A 19,599-nucleotide genomic window follows, 5' to 3' on the forward strand; every position below is an offset into this window, starting at 1 on the left:
GCGCGCCGGTCAGATCATCCAGTCCGCATCCGGCAGCGCCTGCAGTGCGCTGCGCAGGCTGTCGTTCCACTGCCGGCGCACGAGGTTCAGGTACGGATCGTCGTCGCCGAGGCGCTGCTGCTGCGCGATCACGAACGCATCGCGCCGGTACAGCAGCAGGTCGATCGGCGGGCCGACCGACAGGTTCGAACGCATCGTCGAGTCCAGCGACACCAGCGCGCACTTGGTCGCCTCGGCCAGTGAAGTGCGAGTCGTGACGATGCGATCGAGGATCGGCTTGCCGAACTTGATTTCGCCGGTCTGGAACCACGGCGTGTCGGGATTGCTCTCGATGAAATTGCCTTCCGAATAGACCAGGAACAGACGCGGCGGCTCGCCCTGGATCTGTCCGCCGACGATGAACGAGCCGCTCGGATCGATGCCGCTGGACCGCAGGTAAGGTTCGTCGCGCTTGCGGATCTCGCGCAGCGCGTCGCCGACCAGCGTGGCGACCTCGAACATCGACGTGGCGTTGTAGATGCTGGCGTGTTCCGGCGCGTGCCTGGCGCGATGCTCCAGCAGGTTCATCGCGTTCTGCGTCAGCGACAGGTTGCCCGCCGACAGCGTCACGATGAGCCGCTGCCCCGGCACCGCGAACACGCGCATCTTGCCCGCGCGCCGCACATCGTCGACCCCGGCGTTGGTGCGCGAGTCCGAGGCGAACAGCAAGCCCTGTTCGAGGTTCAGCCCGATGCAATAGGTCATGGAATGAGTACTGAAGAAAGGCGGCGGGGGCGGATTCTGCCGCCGCACCCGCGCGCCGGGAAGGGTATCAGGCCGCGCTCTGGCTCTGCGCCTGCGCGGTCTGGGCGATGTCGGTCGATACCATGAACTGGCGGTGGATTTCCTCGCCGAGGCCGGTCAGGCGCGTCATCGCGTCCTGCAGCCAGGCTTCCAGGCCGTTGCCGAGCACTTCGTCGATGCGCGCGTAGCGCGACTGCGCCGACAGCGCGCCGGCGCGGCGCACGGCTTCCATGGCCTCGCCGCCGGCGAGTGTCTGCAGCACGTTGTGCAGCGTGTGCGTACAGGTCAGCAGCGAGCGCGGATTGCTTTCCTGCAGCAGCATCAGTTCGGCCACGTTCTGCGCGCTGACCGATTCCCGGTACAGGCGCCGGTACGTCTCGAAGGCTGACAGCGACTGCAGCAGCGCGCTCCAGCGGAAATAATCAGCGGCGTCCTGGCTCTCCTGCGCGTCGCCGTTGTGCTGGCTGCCGGCGATGTCGAGCAGGCGGATGGCCCAGTCGGCGCGTTCGATGAACGCGCCGAGCTGCAGGAAGTGATAGCCCTCGCCGCGGCCCAGCGTCCCGATCGTGACGCCGCGGAATGACGCCGAGCGGCTCTTGATCCACTCCAGCAGATTGCTGATGCCGTCGCCGTGGATGCGCGCCCAGCTGTTGCCGCGCATCTCCAGCCACGAGGCGTTGAGGTCCTCGTACATCTCCGCGGTGATCGCGACGCGCTGCGCGCGGGCCGCCTCGCGCGCGGCGCGCAGGCAGCTGTATACCGACGAGGGATTGTCCGCCGCGAGCAACAGGTGCTTGAGCACCGTGTCACCGTCGATGATGCCGTAGCGCTCGCGCACGGTGTCGGCGATGCCGAGCGCGTCGAGCGCGCGGCGCCACGGCGCGGCCTCGGCCTTGCCGCGGTCGTAGCGCTCCGGCAGCAGCGCCATGCGCAAGGTCACATCGATGAGTCGCGCGGTGTTCTCGGCGCGCTCCATGTGGCGTGAGGCCCAATACAGGTCATTCGCAGTGCGACACAGCATCAGGCGCCTCCTTCCAGCACCCAGGTGTCCTTGGTGCCGCCGCCCTGGGAAGAATTGACGACGAGCGACCCTTCGCGCAGCGCGACGCGCGTCAGGCCTCCCGGGATCACGTGGATGCGCCGGCCGCACAGGATGTACGGGCGCAGGTCGATGTGCCGCGGCGCGAGGCCGCTCTCGACGAAGGTCGGACAGGTCGACAGCGACAGCGTCGGCTGCGCGATGTAGTTGTCGGGCCGCGCGAGGATGCGCTGGCGGAATTCCTCGATCTCGGCCTTCGTCGAGGCGGGCCCGACCAGCATGCCGTAGCCGCCGGCGCCATGGACTTCCTTGACCACGAGTTCGGCCAGATGGTCGAGCGTGTAGCGCAGGTCGTCCTCGCGGCGCAGCTGGTAGGTTGGAACATTGTGCAGAATGGGATCTTCGCTCAGGTAGAAGCGGATCATCTCCGGCACGTACGGATACACCGACTTGTCGTCGCCCACGCCCGTGCCCGGCGCATTCGCGAGCGCAACGCGCCCGGCGCGGTAGGCATCGAACAGGCCCGGCACGCCGAGCAGCGAATCGGGCCGGAACACGCTCGGATCGAGGTATTCGTCGTTGATGCGCCGGTAGATCACGTGGACGCGCTGCGGCCCGCGCGTCGTGCGCGCGTAGACCGACGAATCGCGCACGAACAGATCGGCGCCCTCGACGAGTTCCACGCCCATCTGCTGGGCCAGGAACGCATGTTCGAAATACGCCGAGTTGGCCGAGCCCGGCGTCAGCACCGCGACGACCGGATTGTCGATGCCGCCCGGCGCCGCCTCGCGCAGGATTTCCAGCAGCGCATCCGGATAGCGTTCCACCGGCGCGATCTGCTGGCGGTTGAACAGCTCCGGCGTCAGGCGCGCCATCATGCGCCGGTTCTCGAGCATGTATGACACGCCCGAGGGCACGCGCAGATTGTCCTCGAGCACGTAGTACGCGCCGTCGCCGGCACGCACGAGATCGATGCCCGAGATATGCGACCAGGTTCCGCCGGGTACGCGGATGCCGCGCATCTCCAGGCGATAGGCGCTGTTGTTCAGCACGAGCTCGCGCGGCACGATGCCCTCGCGCAGGATGCGCTGCTCGCCGTAGACGTCGTCGAGGAACAGGTTCAGCGCATGCACGCGCTGACGCAGACCGGCTTCCAGCATGCGCCACTCGCCCGCCGGCACGATGCGCGGAACGAGGTCGAACGGGATCAGCCGCTCGTTGCCCGAATCCTCGCCGTAGACCGAGAACGTGATGCCGACGCGGTGAAACGCGATCTCCGCCTCGCGCCGCTTGCGCGCGATCTGCGCCTCCGGCGTGCTTTGCAGCCAATGATCGAACACCTGATAGTGCGGCCGCACCGCACCGTCCAGGTCGTGCATTTCGTCAAAGCCATTCGGCATGCGCAGACTCCCCAGTCCTTCGCTGCGGAGGCATGGCCCTCCGACGTTGTGATAGCACGCGGGCAAGGGGCTTGCCTAGATGTTGCGATGCGACATTCGTCGGGTGATTCCACACGCAAAAACGCCGCAGCCCGGAGGCTGCGGCGTCGGTTCCTGCGGCAGACGCGCCCGGCGGGGCGCGCGGTGCTCAGTAGCGGTAGTGCTCCGGCTTGTACGGGCCTTCGACGTCGACGCCGAGGTAGGCCGCCTGATCCGCCGTGAGCTTGGTCAGCTTCACGCCGATCTTTTCCAGGTGCAGGCGCGCGACTTCTTCGTCGAGCTTCTTCGGCAGGCGGTAGACGGTCTTCTCGTAGACGTCCTTGTTCGCCCAGAGATCGATCTGCGCGAGCGTCTGGTTCGAGAACGAGTTCGACATGACGAAGCTCGGGTGGCCCGTGGCGCAGCCGAGGTTGACGAGACGGCCTTCGGCGAGCAGGAACATTTCGCGGCCGTTGGGAAGAATGTACTTGTCGACCTGCGGCTTGATGTTGACCTTCTTGACGCCGGCCAGCGCGTTCAGCGCGTCGACCTGGATTTCGTTGTCGAAGTGGCCGATGTTGCAGACGATGGCCTGGTCTTTCATCTTCTGCATGTGCTCAACCGTGATGACGTCCTTGTTGCCGGTCGTCGTCACGTAGATGTCGGCGGTGCCGAGCGAGGATTCCAGCGTGTCGACCTGGAAGCCTTCCATCGCGGCCTGCAGTGCGTTGATCGGATCGATTTCCGTCACGATCACGCGGCAGCCGTAGGCGCGCAGGCTATGGGCCGAACCCTTGCCCACGTCGCCGTAGCCGGCGACGACGGCGACCTTGCCGGCGAGCATCACGTCCATCGCGCGCTTGAGGCCGTCGGCCAGCGATTCGCGGCAGCCGTACAGGTTGTCGAACTTCGACTTGGTGACCGAGTCGTTGACGTTGATGGCGGGGACCAGCAGCTTGCCGGCTTCCATCATCTGGTAGAGGCGGTGCACGCCGGTCGTGGTTTCTTCGGAAACGCCGCGCCATTCCTTGACGATCGCGGTCCAGAAGCCGGCCGGACGTTCCTTGGCGACGCGCTTGAGCAGGTTCTTGATGACCTGTTCTTCATGCGAAGCCGAAGCCGTGTTGACCCAGTCCGAACCCTGTTCGAGTTCATAGCCCTTGTGGATCAGCAGGGTGACGTCGCCGCCGTCGTCGACGACGAGTTCCGGACCCTTGCCGTTCGGGTGGATGACGCAGTCGAGCGTGCAGTCCCAGTACTGTTCCAGCGTCTCGCCCTTCCAGGCGAACACCGGCACGCCGGCGGCGGCGATCGCGGCGGCGGCGTGGTCCTGGGTCGAGAAGATGTTGCAGGAGGCCCAGCGCACCGAGGCGCCGAGGTCGACCAGGGTCTCGATGAGGACCGCGGTCTGGATGGTCATGTGCAGCGAACCGGTCACGCGCACGCCCTTGAGCGGCTTCTGCGCGGCGTACTTCTTGCGGATCGACATCAGGCCCGGCATCTCGTGCTCGGCGATCTCGATTTCCTTGCGGCCCCAGTCGGCCAGGGACATATCGGCGACTTTATAGTCGTGCTGCGGCTTTACGACGGCATTCATCGGTGAACTCCAGTGCTTTGGGCGGGCGCGGTGTCGGAATGGAACCCGATTCCGCCGAGCCTGATTCCTTGTCGCGATGACTCAGCGACCGGACTTGCAGCGCCCCTCGGCGGCGAGGAGGGCGCGAATTATATCGCCTATTCCGGATGGAGCGATATGTCACTGCCGGGCTCGGCCGTGACACGTCCGACGCGAATGTTCGCCCCGTCCCGCCACGACGTTCTTCACGGCGACGGGCCGCCCGCGGTCCGCTCCGAACTGCCCGACGCAGGCCACAACCGCGCCCCGGGCGCGACCTTCGCCACCGGGACACTGTGGACATGAACCGACTCCTCGCTTCGCTCGCACTCTGCGCCGCCGCCGGCGCCGCATCGGCCGCCCCGCAGCTCGCGATGCCCGGCGAAAACTTCCACGGCGACGAAGTGCCCGCGCGCGACGGCGAAAGCTGGTTTGCGCTCGTCGTCGCCGGCGGCAAGGCGCATCTGCAATCGACGCGGCTGCGGGTCGAGGCGGTCAACGACCCGATCATGGACGGACCCGACGACAGGACCGGCCGCAGCGTGGCTGCGGCGGGCATCGAGGCGCGCGTCTTCCTGCGCGGCATTGCCGCGCTGAAGAGCGGCGAGATCCCGGTTGCCGTCGCCGAGCCGACGGCGCTCAGTGCGACCGAACCGCTGGCCGTGCGGCTCGGCGACGCCACGCTGCGGCTCGTCCCGCATTGCGCCGATTCGGGCGACGAGAGCGGCGGCCTCGCCTGCACGGTCGGACTGAACGACGGCACCTCAGAGCAGACGCTGTTCACGACCTACGGCGCCCGCGAGAACGGCGTCGTCCAGTTCGGCGACGTGCCGCCGACCGTCCTGTTCGCCGGCGACCTCGATCGCGACGGGCGGCTCGACCTGATCATCGACACGACCGACCACTACAACCTGAGCCGTCCGACGCTGTTCCTGTCGGGCGCGGCGAAAACGGGAGAGCAGGTGGCCGAGACCGCTCAGCAGCAGATTTCGGGGTGTTGAGAGGCTGAAATCGGAAATCGATACGCATGCGTCACGCTGCGATAACCCGGCAGGCGCAGACTACGCGGTGCGACGAAACGCGACGCGATCGCGTCCGTCGGATTCCCGCCCGTCGTAATGGAGTACAGCCATGCCGATCCTATCGAATGCGTCTCTGAAGCTCGCCGTTGCGGCGGCGTCGTTCGGTATCGCCGCGGTCGCCGGCGCAGCACAGCCGGAGGTCGTGCCGGCGCTGCCCACGCAGTTCGAAACGCTGCACCTGCGCGTGACCGTCGACGCCTGCAACTTCGACGAAAACTCGCTGACGCTCGAACTGCGCGAACGCACCATTGTTGCAACGTTCAAACCGCGGCTATGTATCGTTCCAGGCCCGCCCAAGGTCGTCGACATCGAGCTCGGCGCCTATCCCGCCGGCGACTACCAGGCCGAGCTCTACGTCAAAGGCGAACGCACGCCGTCGGTGCGCGTGCCGTTCACCGTCTCCGGCGTCGTCACGACGCCGACCGATCCTCTGCCGGCCCGGCCGGTCGCCGATCACAGCGGCCTCTGGGGCGCGACCGAGGAACCCGGCTGGGGCCTGACGCTGGAACAGGGACCGACGTTTCAGATCTTCGGCGCGCTCTACGTGTTCGATGCCGCGCGCCAGCCGCAGTGGTACACGCTGCAGGCCGGGCGCTGGGAAACCTCGACGCGCTGGACCGGCCAGGTCGTCAAGAGCGAAGGCCCGCCCTGGACGAGCCCGAACTATCCGTCGGACGGCGCGCAGTACCGCAGCGTCGGCGTGGCGACGCTGGACTTCCAGATGATCCCGGGCAGCGAAGACCTCGCCGCATTCAGCTACACGATCGACGGCCAGACCGTCGAAAAGACGATCTCGCGCTATCGCCTGCGTTGATCGGTACTGCCGCTGCGCGCGACGGCAGTCGCGCGCAGCGGCGCGTTTTTCAGCCTTCCGCCGCGCGCCATTCGTCGGCGCTCCGGTGCCGCTGCAGGCCGACCGTCTCGAATTCGTCGACGGCCGGCGGCACGGGCCGCACGCCGAGCAGCGCGAGCGCGTTGTTGATCGGCCCGAGTTCGGCCGACTGCGGACCGAACACGATCTCCCCATCGCGAAACACGGCCGCGCCCTGCGTGCCCATGCCGCCGAAATATTCGGTCTCGAAGTACAGCAGCGTGCAGCGCTCGCTGCCGAGCTTGAACACGCGCGCGAGCGCCGGCGACAGATAGTTGAAGCCGTCGTAGAACTCGTGCTGTTCGTCGGGCAGCAGGCGTTCGAGCTGTTCGGCGCCCAGCGGCAAGAGCGACAGCACATCGGTCAGCGCGATCGGCAGCGGCAGCGACCAGGCCGTCGCAAAACTTCGCAGGGCCGCGTGGCGGGCGATGAGTCCGGTGACGAAATGGGCCATGCAACTCCTCGAACCAAGCGCGGGGTGCGCGACGCCGGCCGGCGTACGTCGGGCAGCAAGCAATCGTCGTGCCGGCCGCGCCGTCCCGGCCCGGTGCGGCGCGCGATCTGAACCGCCGCGGGCGTTGCGGACCGGGCAGGTTCGAACACCGTCGCCGGCTTCACCTGCTCTTTACCCGGACGTCGCGAGGCTGTGCTGCAACCGCGCGTAGTACACAATCGCGCATCGCTGCGAAGCCGGTTGCGGTGGCCCATGGCACGACAACGCTCGGGAGTGGTCAGGACGGAAGCTGCCTTGCTGCGCAACCTGCTCGAGGCGCAGGGCGCGATTCTCGGCGCGGGCAGCGATCCGGAACTCGTCGTCGCCGCCATCGTCGAGCGCGCCCGCGCGCTGACGCGCTCCTCCGGTGCCGTGCTCGAGGTGCCCGACGGCGAGGACATGGTCTACGGCACCGGCAGCGGCACGCTCGCCGCGGCCGCCGGGCTGCGCGTGCCGGCCGCGCAGTCGCTGTCGGGCCTCTGCGCACGCACCGGCGCGGTGCTGCGCTGCGACGACAGCGAAAACGACCCGCGCGTCGATCGCCCGGCCTGCCGGCAGGTCGGACTGCGCTCGATGATCGTCGCGCCGCTGCCGTTCGACGGACGCGTCATCGCCGTGCTCAAGGTCGTCTCGCCGCAGGCCGGTGCCTATCGCGCGCGCGATGTCGCCGCACTGGAACAGCTCAACCTGATCATGGGCATGGCGCTCGGCCAGGCGCGCCGCCATGCCGAAATCGCCGCGACCCGCGCGAGCGCGCGGCACGTCGACGCTTCCGAGGCGCAACTGCGCGTCGAAGCCACGCTCGCATCGTCGGCCTATCACCTCGTCTATCAGCCCGTCGTGCGGCTCGCCGACAGCCGCACGGTCGGGTTCGAGGCGCTTGCGCGCTTCGAGCGCGGCGCGGAATCGCCCGACTGGTGGTTCGGCGCGGCTGCGTCGGTCGGACTCGGCGCGCGCCTGGAACTCGCGCTGGCCCGGCGCGCGCTCGACACGCTGCCGCGGCTGCCCGGCACCGGCTATCTCGCGATCAACCTGTCGCCGGCGACGCTGCTCGCGCCGCAGCTGCGTGAGCTCGTGCTCGCGCAGGCGCCGCAGCGCACCGTCATCGAGATCACCGAGCACACGCGCGTCGAGGACTACCGCGCGCTCGGCGACATCTGCGCCGAGCTGCGCGCGCACGGCGTGCGCATCGCCGTCGACGACGCGGGGGCGGGCTTCAGCAGCCTGCGCCATGTGCTGCAGCTGCAGCCCGACCTGATCAAGCTCGACGCGACGATCACCGCCGAGATCCAGCGCAAGCGCGTCCATCGCACGCTCGTGACGGCCATGCAGACCTTCGCTCACGGCACCTCCTCGGCGCTCGTGGCCGAAGGCGTCGAGACGCACGAGACCGCGCACGTGCTCGGCGAACTCGGCGTCGCCTACGGCCAGGGCTATTTCTGGGGCAGGCCGGCGACGATTTCCGGGGTCGGGCGCGACGGCGCGGCCGGACACCCGGTCTTATGCTAGCGGCTGGCCTGCGCGCGCGATTTCCGTCGCGTCCGCCGGACAGGTAGGGTAGGACACCGACCCCGCGCGATGCCCGATATGGCGAACCCGCTGCGCAGCACTTCCCCGCGATCCTTCGTCGCCCGCGTACCGACCTCGCAGGCCGGACCGTGAGCGCCGACCGACCGTCCGCAACCACCGACGTCCATCGCCTGCTGCGCGTGCTGTTCGTGCTCGCGCTCCTGTATGGCTGCTGGCGGGTTCTGAGTCCGTTCGTGCCGGCGCTGCTGTTCGCGATCGCGATCGTCGTGTCGCTGTGGCCGCTGCACGCGCACATGCTGCAGCGCTGCGGCGGCCGTCACTCGCTCGCGAGTCTCGCCAGCTGCCTGCTGATCGGCATCGTCGTCATCGCGCCGGTCGTCGTGCTCATCGTGTCCTTCGACGAGGCGGCCACCGCGGGCGCGGTCTGGTTCGACGAACTCGTCGCGACCGTGCAGCAGGGGCCGCCGCGCTGGCTCACCGGCCTGCCCTGGATCGGCGAGCGGCTCGGCACGTTGTGGACGTCCGTCGCGAACGGCGACGGCGCCGACAACTGGCTGTCGCAATGGGTCGCGCCGGCACGCGGGTTTCTCGTCGGCGCCGCGCGCGGGCTCGGCAACGGGCTCGCCCAGCTGCTGCTCGGCGCGCTGCTGCTGTTCGTGCTGTTCCGCGACGGCGAACGTCTCGCGCAGATGCTCACTCGCGTCGTCGACACGGTCGGCGGCCGCTATGCGGTCGATCTGCTCGACGTCGCGCGCCGCGCGCTCGTCGGCGTCATGCTCGGCGTCGTCGGCACCGCGTCGGCGCAGTCTCTCGTCGCGGCGGCCGGTTTTGCGATCGCCGGCGTGCCGCATCCGCTGCTGCTCGGCGCGTTCACGTTCGTGCTGTCGCTCGTGCCGTTCGGGCCGCCGCTGGTCTGGGGCGGCGCCGCGTTCTGGCTGCTGCACAAAGGCGCGGTGGGGTGGGCGATCTTCATGGCGCTCTATGGCTTCTTCGGCATCAGCACCGTCGACAACGTCGTGAAGCCGCTGCTGATCAGCCGCTCGAGCGACCTGTCGTTCGTGCTGACGCTGATCGGCGTGCTCGGCGGCATCGTCGCGTTCGGCGTCGTCGGCGTGTTCATCGGGCCGGTGCTGCTCGCGATCGTCGTCGCCGTCGTGAACGACGCCGCGCGCGGGGCGCCGCCGGTTGCAGCGCCGGCGCCGGCGGCGCCAGCGGCATCGCCGGAGTGAAGGCGACACGCTGGCGAAATGTTCGTTCGTGCGGCGCCGCGCGTTTTCGAGTACGCGCCTGCTGCGTCGATCCGGAGGTCTTCCATGCTGCTTGCGAGTCTGCTTCTCGCGGTGTCGTCGGCGGGTACGCCGCACATCGAGCTGTGCCGCCAGTCGTTCGTCGTGGTGATGGATACGCCGAAACCGGTGTTCGGTACGCAGGATTTCATCGAGACCGATTCGTGCGGCTCGGGCATCCCGTTCACGATCAATGACGCCGTGACCGGCGAGGCGGTCGCCCATGTCAGCGTCGGAAAGCAGGGCGGCGCGAAAGCGCATCTGCGCATCGAGCACGCCAGCGGCAAGCCGGTATTCGAGCGCTCGGACATTCCGTTCGGCGAGCCCGTCGTACTGCGCGCCGCCGCCCCGGGGCATGACGTCGACGTGCGCGTGTCGGTGTTTGCGACCGACGCGCGGACCAAGGGCCGGATCTCGATCGATGCGCACGAACAGCCCGTGAAAACCGTGCTGCGTCAGTTTCAGACCGTCTCGGGCTGGAACGTCACCGGCCTCGAACATCTGAAGGACGAACGCGTGACGTTCCGTTTCGACGCACTGTCGATCAGCGCGCTGCTGACGATATCGGCGAGTGTCGGCGGCGCCGAAGTCGACATCGGCAGCGACGGCGTCGTCGTGTTCAGCCCGCGCAAGACCGACGGCTAGCGCGGCGTTCGGGGAATCACATCTGCCGGAACAAGTGGAGATAGCTGCGACTGACCGGCAGCCGCTCGGCGCGATGCTTCAGATGCACGAGCGCGGTCTCGTTGTCGCCGCGCGTGACGTGACGGATCGCGTGCAGGTTCACGACGACCGAGCGGTGCGTCTGCGCGAACTGGTTCGCGTCGAGCTGCGCGAGCAGATCCTTCAGTGGCGTGCGCACGAGTGCGTCGGCCGGCTTGCCCGCGTCGTCGTGCCAGGCGATACGCGTGTACTTTTCATCCGAGCGCAGATAATCGATGTCGTCGACGGCGATCAGGCGCAGCGACTGGCCGACCGACGCGCGGATCCAGCGCAGCGGCGCGGCGCTCGGCGCTGCGGCAGGCTCGTCGCGCGGCGGCGCGATCGGCGGAGTGGCCGGTGCGACCAGCTTCTTCTGCAGATGGGACGCGATCTGTTCGAGCAGCGCGTCGATGTCGGCACGCGGCTGCGGCGCGCGCAGGCGTTCCTGCAGGCGTGCGACCGTGTCGGCGAGCCGCGCGGTCTCGACGGGTTTCATCAGGTAGTCGAGCGCGCCGTGCTCGAAGGCCTGCACCGCATAGCGGTCGAACGCGGTCACGAACACGAGCTGCGCGCGGCGGCCGATCTGGCGCGCGGCCTCGACGCCCGACAGGCCCGGCATGTGCACGTCGAGAAAGCAGACGTCGGGCCGGAACTGCTCGAACTTCTCGACCGCTTCGCGGCCGTTGCGCGCCAGCGCGACGATCTCGAGCTCGGGCCAGGCCGCGTTCAACAGGCGCGCCAGCGATTTCCGCAGCAGCGGCTCGTCGTCGGCGATCAGCGCGGTCGGTCGCGTCGGATTCATGCGCGCTGCCGCCAGGCCGGCAGGTGCAGATCGGCGCGGACACCGCGCGGCGCGTTCGGCGCCAGCGTCAGCTGTGCCTCGGCGCCGAACGTCAATTGCAGACGTTCGCGCAGCGCGGCGATGCCGGTGCCCAGGCCTTCCTCGCCGTTTGCGCCGAAGCCGATGCCCGTGTCGATCACCTGCGCGTGGCAGCGATCGTTAGCGACCTGCACGGACACGTCGATGCGGCCACCTTCCTCGCTCGGGTCGATGCCGTGCTTGACCGCGTTCTCGACGAGCGACAGCAGCGTCATCGGCGGACAGCGCAGATTCTGCGCGGCCGCATCGGCCTGCAGCGAATACTGCAGGCGGTCGGGCATGCGCATCTGCATGAGTTCGAGATAGGCGCGCACGAGATCGATCTCCTGGCCGAGCGTCGTCGCCGGATCGTTGATGCGCGGCACGGCCGCGCGCAGATAGGCGATCAGACTCGCCAGCACGTCGGAAGCCTGCGGCGAGCCCGAATCGACGAGCTCGCGGATATTGGCCAGCGTGTTGAACAGGAAATGCGGCTCCACTTGTGCCTGCAGCAGCCGCAGCCGCGCATCGACCGCGCGGCGTTCGAGTTCGCTGCGCTCGAGCTGGAACGCGAGCGCCTGGTTGCGCATGAAACTGTCGCGCTGGCGCACGAGCGAGGTCACCGCGACCCAGGGCGCGAACAGCAGGCCCGTGACGACGAGCGTGCCGAATCCCGAGAGACGGTCCGGATCCTTGTAGAACGGCGGCGCGCCGTGTGGCCGGCTCGCGACGTAGATGAACAGCACGGTTGGCAGGATCACCGCCGCGACCGCGACGACCTGCAGCACCCAGCGTGCGAACCAGCGCGGCAGGCGCCGCGGCCACTGCTCGGCGATGCCGAACGCGATCATGGCGACGAAGCCGATCAGCACCGTGCGAAACATCACGACCGGCGCGCCGGTCTTCCAGGTTGGCGACAGGATCAGCCCCCAGAGCAGCGCGAGCGCGAGCGTCGCGATGACGCGGCGGCGATTGAACACCTGTGCGAAACCCCGCGGTGGCGGCGATGCGGTCGACATGGCGCAACGATAACCGGGAACCGCGCGAAGGCGAGCGGCCGGATGGATCTCTGCGACCGGGAACCGATTCGTCGGGATGAACGACGCCGGTGCGCGATGAGCGGCGTGCGCAATAGCCCCCCGAAGCTTGCTCGGGGAGAGGACCGGGTGAGGGGGACGACCAGCAGGCTGAGCGCCGAGATCGTCGCGCGCATCTCGGCAGCACGCCCCGCCGGAAGAACTGCCCGTCGCTATTTCTCCTGCGCGCTGCCCTCTCCCCCGACGGCTGTCGGGGGAGCCAGGAACCTTTCGTCACTCGCCACCGTCGTTCGCACCACACACGCCGTCATTCATCGCAGCACCCCTGACACGACGGCGAGCGCTGCCCGAGTCTCCCGCCACGCATCGACTCGGGGAATCGCCATGATCATCGTTCACATCGTTGCCGGATCGCTCGCTCTGGTTGCCGGCATGACCGCGCTGCTGGCGCGCAAGGGAGGCGTCTGGCATCGCCAGGCCGGTCTCGTGTTCGCGATCGCGATGCTCGTGATGACCTCGACCGGCGCGGTGCTCGCCGCGCTGAAGTTCGAGCGCATCTCGATCATCGCCGGCGTGCTGACGTTCTACCTCGTCGCGACCGGCGTGCTGGCCGTGCGCAAGCCGGTGAACGAATCGCGCGGCACGCTCACGGTGTTCATGATCGTCGCGTTCCTGATCGGTCTGTTCGGCTACGGCGCCGGCTTCGACGTCGCGGCGAATCCGAAGACGGCGGCCTGGGCGCCGATGTTCTTCGTGTTCGCGAGCGTCGCGCTGCTGGCCGCTGCGTCCGATCTGCGCCTGCTGCGCCGCGGCTCGCTGCAGGGCACGCAGCGGCTCACGCGGCACCTTTGGCGCATGGGGCTCGCGCTGACGATCGCGAACATGTCGTTCTTCATCGGCCAGGCCACGTTCATCCCGGCGCCGTTCAATCATCCGCTGCTGCGCGCGCTGCCGGTGCTGCTGTCGCTGGGCATGACCGTGTACTGGGTCGTGCGCGTGAACGTGAAGCGCCCCGCGGCGGCAGTTGCCTCCGCGTAACCAGCATGCAGGCGGCAGTTGCCGCCGTGCCGACGGGCTGAACCCGTCCGACGTCCGTCGCGATCGCCGCCGGCAATGACGTGCCGGCGGCGATCGTCCGGATCAGTCCTTGATCGAACCACCGAAGCGATACGCGAACTCGATGAAGTACTGCCGCCCGATCGGATCGAACTGGAACTGGTCGTAATACGGATAGATCGGATTCGTTGCGTCGCGGTGCGGCGGCGTGTTGCGCAGGTTCGCGACGGCGACGCCGAGCCGCGCGCGTTCGTTGATGGTCCAGTCCGCCGACAGGTTGTAGGCCATGCTCGGTCCGTAGCGGCCGCTCTGGTCGTACTTCGGCAGCGAGCCGTAGCGCTGGCCGAACAGCGTCGTCGTCACCGGCCCATAAGTCCATGCGACGCTGCCGCTGACCTTGCTGCGCAGGTTGTCGTTGCCGCGATCGTCGCGCACGTTGATCGGCTCGTCGCCCGGGAATTGTTGATAGGTGTACTTCAGCACGCCGGTGTAGTTGAACCGGAATGCGAAGCGGCCGAGCCGCTGCGTTTCGAGTCGATAGTTGACGCTTGCGTCGATGCCCGCGTTGCGCAGCGCGGCGGCGTTGATCGGATATGTGTTCGCGCCGTTGATCTGGCCCGGCGATACCGGCGCGTCGGCCGCGTTGCGGCTCACGAGCGCGAGCGCCTGCACGCAGGTCGGCGAGGTCGGGTCCATCACGACGCCGCCTTCGGTGACGCCGAGCCGGCAGTCGGCCTCGGTGCGCAGGATTTCGTCGAGGCTGCGGTCGGTGATCGCGCTGCTCAGGCGAATGTCGTAGTAGTCGACGCTGAGGTCGAACGCCGGATCCGGCGACCAGACGACGCCGTAAGTGAAGGACTTCCCGGTTTCGCTGTCGAGTTCGCGATTGCCGCGCCGCGTGCCGCGCACCGACACGCGGTCGTAGTCGCAGTCCGAGTACGGCACGTCGGGCTGGCGCGAGCGGCAGAGGTAATAGTCGGTCAGCGTGTAGTACGCGCCGCTCGGACCGGCATAGACGTAGTGTAGATCCGGCGCGCGGAAGCTCGTCGCGGCGCTGCCGCGCACGAGCAGCGTATCGAGCGGGCGCCACTCGACGCCGAGCGCCTGCGTGGTCTTCGCCGTGGCATGGCCGGCGAACGAATAGCGGTCGTAGCGCAGCGCCGGCGTCAGATTCAGCGACGCGAGCACCGGCACGCGGAACTCGGTGCCGAGCGCGAAGCGGCTGCGCGAGCCGCTGCCGCCGGTGCCGGTCCAGCCGAAGTAGCGGTTCGCGATGACCTCGGGATCGATCTTCATCGCATAGGACTGCGCGCCGTATTCGGCGACGGCCGCCATGCCGACATCGCCGGCCGGCAGCGCGAACAGCGTGCCGTTGTCGATGCCGAGGTTGAACGACTCCGCGCGCGTGTGCGCGTCGATCGGCGTGAAGCGCGAGATCGACTCGTATTCCGCACGCGTCAGCGGCTGATACAGACGGGAGACGTCGGGCCGGAACACCGTATAGCCCGTGTCATCGTCGATGCCGAGCGGCTCGCCGAGGAAGAAGCGGTCCGCCTCGGCCGCAACGATCGCGCGATGTGCCTGCACCATGCGGAAGCGCGCATGCGAATAGCCGGCGTCGTAGTGCCAGTCGCCGACCTCGCCTTCGATGCCGAGGTTGAGCGAACGCGTCGTGTCGCGGTTGTAGTCGAGGATCGCATCGAGGCCGCCGACTTCCTCGGGCGTGAAGATGCGCTGCCATGCCTCGTAGGTGCCGGTGTCGGCGTTGATGAAGGTGTTGTCGCCCGAGCCGCTGTAGCCCCAGAAATTCGGCCCGCCGCCGAACTTCGCGCGCGTGTGCGCGGCCTGGAAATCGAGATACGCGCGCAGGTCGTCCTCGATGCGGTAGGTCAGCGAGGCGTAGCCGACGCCGTTCTCGCGTTCGTTCTGCACCGTGCCGTAGAGCGCTTCGGTGCTGCCGCAGAAATAGCCGCGGTTCGGCCGGAAGCTGTAGCGCACGCTGCCGCGGTCGAGATGCGACAACCCATCGCAGGTCGCCTGGCCCGGATCGATGTACTGCAGCGTCGCCGGATTCCAGCGCAGGAATACGCGCGACGCCACCGCGGGGCCGCTCAGCGTGGGATTGTCGTTCAGCGAATCCTGGAATTCGCGCTGGTACTGGAAGATCGGGTCCTGCCTGTAGAACTCGACGCCGAAGATCGCATCGAGCGCACCGACGCTGCCGCCGCCGCTCAGCTGCAGACGCTGCGAGAACCCGCCGCCGTCGCCGGTGTCGCCGACGCGGTAGCTCACGGTCGCGCCGTCGGCCTTCTTTTTCAGGATGAAATTGATGACGCCCGAGATCGCGTCCGAACCGTAGATCGCCGACGCGCTGCCGGTCAGCACTTCGATGCGGTCGATCATCGACACCGGAATGTTCGCGATGTCGGCGAAGTTGCTCTGGCCGTTGTAGGCCAGCGGAAAGTCGGCCAAGCGCCGGCCGTTGAGCAGCACGAGCGTATAGCCGGGACCGAGCCCGCGCAGGTCGACCTGCTGCGCGCCCGGCGTGAAGCCCTGGAACTGCTGCGTCTGCACGGATCCGGTCGACTGCGTCAGCGAGCGCACGACGTCGTAGACGGTCGCGAGGCCTTTCGCGCGAATGTCGTCGGCGGTGACGACTGTCACCGGAGCCGGACCTTCGATCGTCGCGCGCGGAATGCGCGAACCGGTGACGAGCACGCTTTCGAGTTCGACCTCGTCCTTGCGTTCCTGCGCGGCGTCCTGTGCGTGTGCGGACGGCGGCACTGCCGCGAAACCCGCGAAGGCGATAGCCAGATACAACGGTGTGCGATGCATGATTCCCCCGAGCCATTCCACGTACACGGCGCAACGATCCGGCGCGACGCAACACGACGCGCACATTTTTTGGGACGAGCACACCCGCCGGCGCCGCGACTCGGCCGGTGTCCGTCGTGTAGTGAGCAGCGCCCCCGACGGCGCTTCAGTACCGCGCAGCAGCGATGCGGCGCGGCGGCGAAACCATCGCATGCGCACGCAGTGCGTTCTCGACGGATTTCGCCGCGGCGATGGCGCGCGGCGTCAAAGGCTGCGCTTACGCGAAAGCGTCATATGCGCCAAGAATTGGCGAATCCGGCTGCGCGCGCGCGCGTCGAACTCGACCGCAGCAGACGGGATACTCGCTGCTCTCGCGACGAACGAATCGGCAATGAATACGGAGACGCTGGATCAACGCATTGCCGGCGGTCCGATCGGACTGCCCGTTGGCGACGCGCTCGGCGTGCCGTATGAATTCCATCCGTCCGCAGCCATTCCGGACGCGGACCTCATCGAGTATTCGCCGCCGCCCGGCTTTCCGCGCTCGCATGCGCCCGTGCCGCACGGCACGTGATCCGACGACGGTGCGCAGGCGCTCTGCCTGCTCGCATCGCCGTTGCACTGTGACGGACTCGATCCCGACGACTTCGGCCGTCGCCTGTTCGACGGGTACGAGAACGGCCCCATGGCCGTCGACGGGCACGTCTTCCACGTCGGCGTGACGACCGGCACCGCGCTGCTGCGCGCGCAGCTCTGTTGCGCGCTGTATTGCCTGGTCGCGAGGCGTCCGCTGACGGAATCGCCCGAGCCGTGGCGCGATGCCGTCGCGGCGTTGCTGCAGGAGCCGCTGCGCGTGCGTGACTATCGTAGGGCGCAATAAGCGCAGCGCATTGCGCCGGAACGAAGCGAAAGAGCCAGAGCCGCTCCGCGCCCCGACACGCATCGCTGTGCACGCATTGGGTAGCGGCCTTCGGGCCGTGTTCGGCGCAATGCCCTTCGGTTATTGCGCCCTACGTGTTGCGCCCTACATGGTCTCGTGAATCATCCGGCGACCGATGTCACCGTTTCCGCATCAGCGTGCCGTGCTCCGCGCCGTCTGCCCGAACAGGATCTTGCGGCTTTCCTCGGTAATGGTCGGGCGATTTTTGTACGCCTCGGCGTGCGCATACGCGCGCCCGGTTGCGGGTCGCCCGGCGATCGCGCGGAACCAGCGGCTGAGGTTCGGGAACTCGTCGAGATCCTGCTGCTGCCGTTCGTGCGGCACGATCCACGGATAGCAGGCCATGTCGGCGATGCTGTAGTCGCCGGCGATGAAATCGCGGCCGGCGAGGCGGCGATCGAGCACGCCGTAGAGGCGGTTGGTTTCGCGCACGTACCGGTCGATCGCATACGGAATCCTTTCCGGCGCGTAGGTGCCGAAGTGATGATTCTGCCCGGCCATCGGCCCGAGCCCGCCCATCTGCCAGAACAGCCACTCGGTGACGGTCTTGCGGCCGCGTACGTCGGCCGGCAGGAACTGCCCGGTCTTCTCGGCGAGATACAGCAGGATCGCTCCGGATTCGAACACGCTGATCGCGTCACCGCCGTCGGCGGGTGCGCGGTCGATGATCGCCGGCATGCGATTGTTCGGCGAGAACGCGAGAAACGCCGGGTCGAACTGCTCGCCGGCGCTGATGTCGACCGGCTTGATCGTGTACGGCGTGCCGGTTTCTTCGAGGAACAGCGTGACCTTGTGGCCGTTCGGCGTGGGCCAGTAGTAGAGCTCGATCATGACGCGCGACTCGTGGGGGACGTCGTCAGCGGGTGGGGCTTCTTGTGGTGTGGTTCAAGACTTGCGCGCGCAAAGCAAACCCATCCCGGCCCTGCCCACCGGCAGAACCGCGGGTTCCGATGGCCCTGGACGCTCGACGGGGCGGAGGGCACGGGTTCATGTCATGCAGCAGTGAACTAGTAAATATGTTTCTAAAATCATCATGTGCGACGACGTCGCATCGCCCCGGTGCAACGCAGCAACCTCAGTTCACGGCCTCGCGATACGCGACATCCAGTCCACCTTCGTCGAACACTCCTTCAATCGCCGTCGGCGCCGTGAACACGCCGCGCGCATCGTCCCAGCGGATCGCCTTGTCCGGATACGGATGGCGCAGCGGGACGGGCAGGGTATCGAGGAACGCCGCCATGCCGCCGTCGGGAACATTGGCACGCAGCGCGGTGATGCGGATCACCAGCATGCGGCGCAGCAGTTCGTAGTCGTTGAGACGACGGCGGTAATTCAATGCCGGATCGGGCGTGTCGAGCGACAGCAGCACGAAGCGATTGCCGCTGTCGTTGTAGACGGGCAGCAGGCGCGGACCCGTTTCCAGATCGGCGCGCAGCGAGCGGATGCGATCGGCGTGGCGTTGCTGCGCATCGGCCTCGTCGGCCGGCGCGGCCGCGAGCAGGGTGCGCGTCGCGTCGACGAACGGCGCAAGACGATTGGCCGTCGCCTGCGGGCGGAAAGTCAGGTTGTCGATCAGGTGTTCGCTGCAGGTCGAACGCGCCATGTCGACCAGCGGCGGCGTCGCGGGCTGGGGATCCTCGCCCTGCCAGCAGCGCCGCAGCGCGGCGCCGAGACCGGGAAACAGCGAACGCGCGATGACGTCGCTCATCCGCGACGCGTCATAGGCGTAGACGTCGAGGCTCGCCGCCGCGGCGCTCGGTGCGGCCAGCGTCGCGTCGACAACGGGATCGAGCGCGCGGCGCTGGTCGGGCGTCGCGCGCGCATAGGTCTCGACGAGCAGCCGCTGCAGGTCGGCCAGAAATGTCACCGCGAACATCTTGCTGAGCAGCCAGTCGGCCTGCTCGTCCGCACGGCGCCACAGCGCCGCATGGCGCGCGATCTCCTGGCCGAGTGAGACCGGATCTTCGCCGCTGCCGCCGCGCAGCGCGAGCGCGGCGAACTGCAGCCGGACCGTCAGTCCCGGCACCGGCGGGAAGTGCGCGTTGCGCAGCGGCGGCTCCTGCCACTGCGGCAG

17 protein-coding genes, 1 pseudogene and 1 riboswitch are annotated in these 19,599 nt (G+C 68.0%); of the genes and pseudogenes, 8 read left to right on the forward strand and 10 right to left on the reverse strand.

Annotation, left to right across the window (positions count from 1 at the left end):
- Window positions 1-9: 9 nt before the first annotated feature.
- The 4 genes from VLF18_RS02420 to ahcY form a co-directional block, all read right to left on the reverse strand.
- Window positions 10-744, reverse strand: a complete 735-nt coding sequence (locus tag VLF18_RS02420; protein ID WP_325278025.1) for a peptidase — start codon at window positions 742-744, stop codon at window positions 10-12.
- Between the two features lie 67 nt (window positions 745-811).
- Entirely contained in the window at window positions 812-1,804 is a 993-nt protein-coding gene (locus VLF18_RS02425; RefSeq protein WP_325278026.1) for an alpha-E domain-containing protein, read from the reverse strand.
- Window positions 1,804-3,222: a circularly permuted type 2 ATP-grasp protein gene (locus tag VLF18_RS02430; RefSeq protein ID WP_325278027.1), complete on the reverse strand. Its 1,419-nt coding sequence runs from the start codon at window positions 3,220-3,222 to the stop codon at window positions 1,804-1,806. Before VLF18_RS02430 ends, VLF18_RS02425 begins: the two co-directional genes overlap by 1 nt.
- A gap of 187 nt (window positions 3,223-3,409) precedes the next feature.
- On the reverse strand, window positions 3,410-4,837 hold the full coding sequence (ahcY, locus tag VLF18_RS02435) for an adenosylhomocysteinase (RefSeq protein ID WP_325278028.1): 1,428 nt from the start codon (window positions 4,835-4,837) through the stop codon (window positions 3,410-3,412).
- A 16-nt stretch (window positions 4,838-4,853) separates the two neighbouring features.
- A riboswitch (S-adenosyl-L-homocysteine riboswitch) is annotated at window positions 4,854-4,951 on the reverse strand.
- Between the two features lie 206 nt (window positions 4,952-5,157).
- Here ahcY and VLF18_RS02440 point away from each other — a divergent pair.
- Together VLF18_RS02440 and VLF18_RS02445 are read left to right on the forward strand one after the other, a co-directional pair.
- Window positions 5,158-5,856: a hypothetical protein gene (locus VLF18_RS02440; protein ID WP_325278029.1), complete on the forward strand. Its 699-nt coding sequence runs from the start codon at window positions 5,158-5,160 to the stop codon at window positions 5,854-5,856.
- A 130-nt stretch (window positions 5,857-5,986) separates the two neighbouring features.
- Window positions 5,987-6,751: a hypothetical protein gene (locus VLF18_RS02445; RefSeq protein WP_325278030.1), complete on the forward strand. Its 765-nt coding sequence runs from the start codon at window positions 5,987-5,989 to the stop codon at window positions 6,749-6,751.
- 49 nt (window positions 6,752-6,800) lie between these two features.
- Here the strand turns inward: VLF18_RS02445 and VLF18_RS02450 are convergent, their stop codons facing one another.
- A complete protein-coding gene (locus tag VLF18_RS02450; protein WP_325278031.1) occupies window positions 6,801-7,262 on the reverse strand; it encodes a hypothetical protein in 462 nt (153 codons plus the stop codon).
- A gap of 294 nt (window positions 7,263-7,556) precedes the next feature.
- Between VLF18_RS02450 and VLF18_RS02455 the strand changes: the two genes are divergently transcribed.
- The 3 genes from VLF18_RS02455 (at window position 7,557) to VLF18_RS02465 (ending at window position 10,762) form a co-directional block, all read left to right on the forward strand.
- Window positions 7,557-8,810 carry a sensor domain-containing phosphodiesterase gene (locus VLF18_RS02455; RefSeq protein WP_325278032.1) on the forward strand — a complete coding sequence of 418 codons (1,254 nt, stop codon included), beginning with the start codon at window positions 7,557-7,559 and terminating at the stop codon, window positions 8,808-8,810.
- 149 nt (window positions 8,811-8,959) lie between these two features.
- A complete protein-coding gene (locus VLF18_RS02460) occupies window positions 8,960-10,060 on the forward strand; it encodes an AI-2E family transporter (protein WP_325278033.1) in 1,101 nt (366 codons plus the stop codon).
- An 84-nt stretch (window positions 10,061-10,144) separates the two neighbouring features.
- Window positions 10,145-10,762 (forward strand): hypothetical protein, encoded by a 618-nt coding sequence (locus VLF18_RS02465; protein WP_325278034.1) that lies wholly within the window; start codon window positions 10,145-10,147, stop codon window positions 10,760-10,762.
- Window positions 10,763-10,778: 16 nt separating this feature from the next.
- Here the strand turns inward: VLF18_RS02465 and VLF18_RS02470 are convergent, their stop codons facing one another.
- Complete coding sequence (locus VLF18_RS02470) at window positions 10,779-11,621, reverse strand: LytTR family DNA-binding domain-containing protein (RefSeq protein ID WP_325278035.1); 843 nt, start codon at window positions 11,619-11,621, stop codon at window positions 10,779-10,781.
- Window positions 11,618-12,697, reverse strand: coding sequence for a sensor histidine kinase (locus VLF18_RS02475; protein ID WP_325278036.1), 1,080 nt, complete (start codon window positions 12,695-12,697; stop codon window positions 11,618-11,620). Before VLF18_RS02475 ends, VLF18_RS02470 begins: the two co-directional genes overlap by 4 nt.
- Before the next feature lie 402 nt (window positions 12,698-13,099).
- Here VLF18_RS02475 and VLF18_RS02480 point away from each other — a divergent pair, with 402 nt between their 5' ends.
- Window positions 13,100-13,753: a hypothetical protein gene (locus VLF18_RS02480; protein WP_325278037.1), complete on the forward strand. Its 654-nt coding sequence runs from the start codon at window positions 13,100-13,102 to the stop codon at window positions 13,751-13,753.
- A 102-nt stretch (window positions 13,754-13,855) separates the two neighbouring features.
- On the opposite strand, the gene VLF18_RS02485 is transcribed toward VLF18_RS02480, so the two are convergent.
- The gene (locus tag VLF18_RS02485) at window positions 13,856-16,606 is read right to left on the reverse strand and encodes a TonB-dependent receptor plug domain-containing protein (RefSeq protein ID WP_325278038.1); all 2,751 of its coding nucleotides are present in this window, start codon (window positions 16,604-16,606) and stop codon (window positions 13,856-13,858) included.
- Here VLF18_RS02485 and VLF18_RS02490 point away from each other — a divergent pair.
- Both VLF18_RS02490 and VLF18_RS02495 read left to right on the forward strand, forming a co-directional pair.
- A complete protein-coding gene (locus VLF18_RS02490; RefSeq protein ID WP_325278039.1) occupies window positions 16,605-17,159 on the forward strand; it encodes a hypothetical protein in 555 nt (184 codons plus the stop codon). The genes VLF18_RS02485 and VLF18_RS02490 overlap by 2 nt on opposite strands.
- Before the next feature lie 12 nt (window positions 17,160-17,171).
- Window positions 17,172-17,465 (forward strand): annotated as a pseudogene (locus VLF18_RS02495) (hypothetical protein); the annotation flags it as partial.
- Window positions 17,466-17,657: 192 nt separating this feature from the next.
- Here VLF18_RS02495 and VLF18_RS02500 read toward each other — a convergent pair.
- The gene (locus tag VLF18_RS02500) at window positions 17,658-18,356 is read right to left on the reverse strand and encodes a glutathione binding-like protein (RefSeq protein ID WP_325278040.1); all 699 of its coding nucleotides are present in this window, start codon (window positions 18,354-18,356) and stop codon (window positions 17,658-17,660) included.
- Between the two features lie 244 nt (window positions 18,357-18,600).
- Window positions 18,601-19,599, reverse strand: a 999-nt coding sequence (locus tag VLF18_RS02505; RefSeq protein WP_325278041.1) for a hypothetical protein, incomplete at its 5' end; no start/stop codon positions are given.

Origin of the sequence: Tahibacter sp. (assembly GCF_035481375.1) — a bacterium.
Lineage (GTDB): Bacteria > Pseudomonadota > Gammaproteobacteria > Xanthomonadales > Rhodanobacteraceae > Tahibacter.

Coding starts and splice junctions, on each gene's coding strand:
- VLF18_RS02490 (WP_325278039.1), top strand. CDS start 16,605: ATGATTCCCCCGAGCCATTCCACGTACACGGCGCAACGATCCGGCGCG.
- VLF18_RS02425 (WP_325278026.1), bottom strand. CDS start 1,804: ATGCTGTGTCGCACTGCGAATGACCTGTATTGGGCCTCACGCCACATG.
- VLF18_RS02445 (WP_325278030.1), top strand. CDS start 5,987: ATGCCGATCCTATCGAATGCGTCTCTGAAGCTCGCCGTTGCGGCGGCG.
- VLF18_RS02470 (WP_325278035.1), bottom strand. CDS start 11,621: ATGAATCCGACGCGACCGACCGCGCTGATCGCCGACGACGAGCCGCTG.
- VLF18_RS02500 (WP_325278040.1), bottom strand. CDS start 18,356: ATGATCGAGCTCTACTACTGGCCCACGCCGAACGGCCACAAGGTCACG.
- VLF18_RS02485 (WP_325278038.1), bottom strand. CDS start 16,606: ATGCATCGCACACCGTTGTATCTGGCTATCGCCTTCGCGGGTTTCGCG.
- VLF18_RS02465 (WP_325278034.1), top strand. CDS start 10,145: ATGCTGCTTGCGAGTCTGCTTCTCGCGGTGTCGTCGGCGGGTACGCCG.
- VLF18_RS02430 (WP_325278027.1), bottom strand. CDS start 3,222: ATGCCGAATGGCTTTGACGAAATGCACGACCTGGACGGTGCGGTGCGG.
- VLF18_RS02475 (WP_325278036.1), bottom strand. CDS start 12,697: ATGTCGACCGCATCGCCGCCACCGCGGGGTTTCGCACAGGTGTTCAAT.
- VLF18_RS02420 (WP_325278025.1), bottom strand. CDS start 744: ATGACCTATTGCATCGGGCTGAACCTCGAACAGGGCTTGCTGTTCGCC.
- VLF18_RS02440 (WP_325278029.1), top strand. CDS start 5,158: ATGAACCGACTCCTCGCTTCGCTCGCACTCTGCGCCGCCGCCGGCGCC.
- VLF18_RS02480 (WP_325278037.1), top strand. CDS start 13,100: ATGATCATCGTTCACATCGTTGCCGGATCGCTCGCTCTGGTTGCCGGC.
- ahcY (WP_325278028.1), bottom strand. CDS start 4,837: ATGAATGCCGTCGTAAAGCCGCAGCACGACTATAAAGTCGCCGATATG.
- VLF18_RS02450 (WP_325278031.1), bottom strand. CDS start 7,262: ATGGCCCATTTCGTCACCGGACTCATCGCCCGCCACGCGGCCCTGCGA.